At 36.9% G+C, this 5,996-nt stretch carries 1 protein-coding gene; it reads left to right on the plus strand.

All coding sequences use genetic code 11. The features are described 5' to 3' along the window. The coding region (locus tag AZF08_RS21390) for a non-ribosomal peptide synthetase (protein ID WP_153019571.1) at nucleotides 1-5,996 on the plus strand (5,996 nt) is incomplete at both ends.

A 5,996-nucleotide genomic window follows, 5' to 3' on the forward strand; every position in this document is an offset into this window, starting at 1 on the left:
GTGATATGTCAAGGAATCCACTATTTGACGTCATGCTTGTGTTACAAAACAATGAGCATGTTGAGCTAGATTTGAATGGAAGTAAAGCGGAATCTACAGGAGTAGAATTCACGGCGGCGAAATTCGACCTGACATTTAGTATCTATGAAGTGGAAAATACTTACAAGATGGTGCTGGAATATTGTACAGATTTGTATAAGCAAGAAAGTGCAGAGCGTCTATTAACACATTTGATAAATATTATGAATCAAGTTGTAAGTAATCCGACTATAAAATTAAATGAAATAGACGTCATAACGAAGGAAGAAAGAGCGCTTGTTACAAAGGGATTTAATGACACTTACAGTGCATATCCAAAAGAAAAGACGGTAGTTGAACTGTTCGAAGAACAGGTAGAGAAGACACCAAATCATATCGCAGTAACTTTTGAAGATGAGGAAATCACGTACAGAGAACTCAACCAAAAAGCAAATACCTTAGCTCATAAGCTAAGAAGTCTTGGAGTCAAATCGGATGATTACGTTGCGATCATGGCGGAACGAAGTATTGAAATGATTGTCGGAATTTACGGAATTATTAAAGCGGGCGGAGCATATGTACCGGTGGATCCAATTTATCCAAAAGATAGAATTGACTATATGCTTGCGGATTGTACGCCGAAGGCAGCATTAACATACAAAGCAGAAATTGAAACAGAAATACCAGTTATTGACCTTACGGATAATAGTATCTTTATAGGGGAAGCAGAAAATCCTGTGAGGGTAAATCAATCATCTGATTTATTGTATGTCATCTATACATCAGGAACAACAGGACAACCCAAAGGTGTGATGATAGAGCATAAGGGAGTAGCAAATACCCTTCAATGGCGCCAGCAAGAATATGCTTTAAAAGAAAGAGATACGGTACTTCAACTTTTTTCTTTTGCATTTGATGGATTTGTTACCAGCATGTTTACACCGCTCCTGTCAGGGGCGAATGTGGTAATTCAAAGTGAGGAAAAAGCTAGAGATATACTTGCCATCAAACAAGATATAACCCGTTATCGTGTCACCCATATGATTATCGTTCCGGTTCTTTACAGAGAGCTTCTAAACGTGTTGCAACCTGAAGATGTTCGAACCTTGCGAATTGTTACATTAGCTGGAGAAGCTGTTGATCAGGAATTAATAGAACAGAGTTTGATTAAATGTCCTGGTACAGAGCTTACTAATGAATATGGACCGACGGAAAATAGTATAGCAACTACAATTATGAGGAACTTGGAACGTCAAAAGAACGTGAGTATTGGGAGACCGATAGACAATGCACAAGTATATATCTTAGATGGAGATAATCTACAACCGATCGGTGTTGTGGGAGAATTATGCATAGCAGGGAGAGGGATTGCAAGAGGTTATCTAAATAGACCAGAACTAACAGAGGAGAAATTCATCGACAATCCATTCGGAGAAGGGAAGTTATATCGAAGTGGCGATTTAGCAAGGTGGCTTCCTGATGGGAATATTGAGTATTTAGGAAGAATCGATGAACAGATAAAAATCAGAGGATTCCGAATTGAACTTGGCGAAATTGAGAACGTCATTAGAAGAGCCGAAGGTGTAACTGATGCAGCGTTAATTGTAAGAGAAGATAAAAATGGTGAAAAGGCAATTTGTGCATATGTTACGGCAGAAAATAAATTAAGTATCAGTGACCTTAGAGAGGAAATCAGTAAGGAATTGCCAGCATATATGATACCTGCTTATATAATGCAGATTGACAAGATACCAGTAACAAGAAACGGTAAGCTTGATAAGAGAGCTCTTCCTGAGATTGAAGTGAAGGGTGAAAAGGAATATATCACGCCGAGAAGTGAAACAGAGGAAGTATTGAGTGAAATATTTAGTGAAGTACTAGGTGTGAAAAAAATAAGTATTAAGGACAGTTTCTTTGAACTTGGTGGAGATTCTATTAAGGCAATTAGAATCGTTTCTAAAATGCGTGAAGCAGGGTATGATCTCTCTGTAAAAGAAATAATGAGCAAACACACCGTAGAGGCCATTGCATATGTGGCCATAGCTGCAGCAGAAAACAACTATGAGCAACATGAAGTAATAGGAACGGTTGTAGCTACACCAATCTTAAAAACATTTGAAGCTTGGAATCTTACTAAACCAAGCCACTTTAATCAGGCAATGATGGTACCAGTGGATGTAAGAGAAGAAACCTTGAAGAAGGTTTTGGAAGCTTTGGTGATTCACCATGATATGTTACGTGCTGTTTATAGAAACGGTACGCTTGAAATACTTAACAGTAGAGAAAGCAAACTGTATGATTTCAGTGTGTATGATTTTAATGGTGAACAAAATATGAAAGAAAAAGTTGAAGCAGAATGTACTCGTTTACAGGGAAGTATAGATTTGGAGAGTGGGCCGTTACTGAAGACCGCTCTATTCAAAACGGATGTGGGTAAGTATTTGATAATCTGTCTGCATCATCTAGTTGTAGATGGCGTATCTTGGCGAATATTGCTGGAGGACTTTACTACTGCCATGAAACAGGTCGAAGCAGGAGAAGAAATTGTACTACCGAAGAAAACTGCATCTTATAAGGCGTGGAGTGAGCTGCTTAAAGAATACAAAAATAGTAAAAATTTGATACAGGAAAAAGGGTACTGGGAAACTGTGGCTGAAGAAATGAAGTCCGGAAGAGTGGAGTGGGATACGGATTGTACTGGAACGGGATACGGAAATATAGGAATCTTTTTTGATGAGAGAGAAACGAAAAAACTACTTTATGAAGCAGGAAAAGCTTTCAATACAGAGATTAATGATTTATTGTTGAGTGCACTAGGAATGGCAATAAGAAAGTTGAAGGGACAAACAAAGGTATCCATTGGTTTAGAGGGACATGGACGAGAAGAAATTCATGAACCAATAGAGATAGATAGAACTGTTGGCTGGTTTACGAGCATGTATCCTGTAGTTGTGGAGTGTAAGGATGATATTAGTGAAAGTATCATAGCGACAAAGGAAATGCTTAGAAACGTACCTAATCACGGAATTGGGTATGGATTGTTAATGGAGGAAGATCATGGTGCAAAACCTGATTTGTACTTCAATTATTTAGGAGAATTGAATAGTTATACTGAAAATGAAAGTAGCAGAAACATAACAACCTTTTCAACTGGACTGAGTATTGCTGAAGAGAATAGGTTGCCAGGAACCATTAATTTCAATGGAAGTATCGCACAGAGTAAACTATGTTTTGTAGTAACATATGATGCGAAGCGGTATTTGGAAGAGACAATAAATAAGCTTGGAGTGCTATATAAGGAAATATTGATTGAGATTGTTGAATACTGCTCTAATCAAAAAGAGAGTACTAAGACAGCATCTGATTATTCAACAAACGATTTAGAGACATCAGATTTAGCAGTATTAAGAACACGTTTTTCTGATATCGAAGATATATATTCTCTTACAGCATTACAGGAAGGAATGTTGTTCCATAACGTAATGGATAGAGAATCAACTAGTTATATAGTACAAAGTGTATATACCTTGCATGGTGAGGTTGATAATGAAAAGGTAGGACAAGCTCTTAAGTTCTTGGCAAGAAAACATGGTGTACTAAGATCAGCTATAGCTCAGCAAAACATATCTAAGCCAAGACAGCTTGTGTTGGAAAACAAAAAAGTTGAATATGAAGAAATTAATTTGACTCAGTTAAGCGAAAGTCAACAAGAAAAAAAGATATCAGAAGTTATAAGCCTGGATGTAAAACGTGGTTTTAATTTAGAAACAGATTCGCTTTTAAGAGTGAAGTATATAAAATTGAAAAATGAGAGTCATAAATTAATATGGAGTTTCCATCACATTATAATGGATGGTTGGTGTATCTCATTAGTATTCGGTGATTTTCTAAGATATTATGAACAGTTGAAAAACGATGTAAGTATAGAAGATATAGAACATATGATTGAGAAAGAGAAAGAGAAAACCGCTGGATACAATGAGTATGCTAAGTGGCTTGAGGGTCAGGATAAAGAAAAAGGTTTAGAATATTGGACAGAGCTCTTATCAGAATATGAAGAACCTGCAGAAATAAGACCAATGAAAAAGCCAGCACTGACTGATGAGCAAATGGGGCGTATAAGAGTAAGTCTAGAAAAAGAGATCAGTCAAAGATTGAATGAGATGGCATTATCTAATAATGTGACATTAAATACTGTTATGGAAGCTGCTTGGGGTGTCGTTCTACAAAAATACAATGGTAATGATGATGTAGTATTTGGAAAGGTTGTATCGGGAAGAACCGCGAAAATAAAGGGAATTGAAGAAATCGTGGGTCTGTTTGTAAACACGATACCAGTTAGAGTAAAAAGAGAAGCAGATATGACAGTTGTGGAATTGTTAAGAGTACTTCAGAAGCAGGGGATTGAAGGGAGTAGCTATGATTATTGTTCATTACCAGAAGTTCAAAACCAAACAAAATTAGGCTCTGCCTTGATAAAAACATTATTTGCATTTGAGAACTATTATGTAGATAGAGAGCGATTAAAGAGTAGTAAAAACGGACTTCAGATAGAAATGGAATCTACAAGAGAACAAACGAATTATACATTAAATATTACTGCACACTTTGACGGTGAAAAATTGTATTACGATATCATGTATAATCCGAATGTGTATGAGAAGAGTGAAATCCAAAGTATCCTTACTAGGATAAAAGCAGTATTGCAAGACATGTCTTTAAATCCGCAGAAAAAACTTATAGAAATTGAAACGACAACAGAAGAAGAAAAAACTCTTATCGTAGGTGAATTTAACAATACTTCTAGTGAGTATCCAAGAGAAAAAACGGTAGCGGGCCTGTTTGAAGAACAGGTAGAAAAGACACCAAATCATATTGCAGTGACCTTTGAAGATGAGGAAATCACGTACAGAGAACTGAACCAAAGAGCAAATGCCTTAGCGCATAAGCTAAGAAGTCTTGGGGTTAAACCGGATGATTACGTTGCGATCATGGCAGAGCGAAGCGTTGAAATGATTGTAGGTATTTATGGAATTATTAAAGCAGGCGGAGCATATGTGCCGATGGATCCGACCTATCCAAAAGATCGAATCGAATATATGCTGGAGGACTGTACACCAAAGGCAGTACTAACATATAAAGCGGAAATCGAGACAGAGATACCAGTCATTGACCTTGCGGAACATAGTGTCTTTATAGGTGAAGAAGAAAATCCTGTACAAGTAAATCAATCATCTGATTTATTGTATGTTATCTATACATCAGGAACAACGGGAAAACCAAAAGGTGTTATGGTTGAAAACCGAGGCGTTATTGCGATGAGAGAGTATTTGATGGAACTTTATCAAATTACAGAAAAAGATAATATTCTTCAATTCGCAAACTATATATTTGATGCATCTGTATGGGAAATGACGATATCTTTATTGACAGGGGCAACACTTAAAATTGCTTCATCAGAAGAAATATCGGATGTGAATGTATTTAATGAATTTGTATCAGATAGTGAAATAACAATAACGCTATTATCGCCACAATATTATATGCAAGCGAAGCCAGAGGGATTGAGAATTTTAACAACAGGCGGTTCAGCTTCGAATGCAGAAATAATAAAGAAAGCTAGTAGCGATTGTAGGTATATAAATGCATATGGGCCAACAGAAAATACGGTTTTAGCAACACACTGGGAATATAAAAACGACGATGAATTCACGGACCTTATCCCAATAGGTAAACCAATCTCTAATACTCATATATATATATTAAATGAGAAAAATCTCTGTGGAATTGGAATACCTGGGGAATTATGTATAGCGGGAGATGGTGTAGCTAGAGGATATCTCAATAGACCAGAACTGACAGCGGAGAAATTCATCGATAATCCATTCGGAGAAGGGAAACTGTACCGAAGTGGAGATTTGGCAAGATGGCTTCCTGATGGGAATATTGAGTATCTGGGAAGAATGGATGAACAGGTA

The organism is Bacillus gaemokensis, from assembly GCF_001590835.1.
Taxonomy (GTDB): Bacteria; Bacillota; Bacilli; order Bacillales; family Bacillaceae_G; genus Bacillus_A; species Bacillus_A gaemokensis.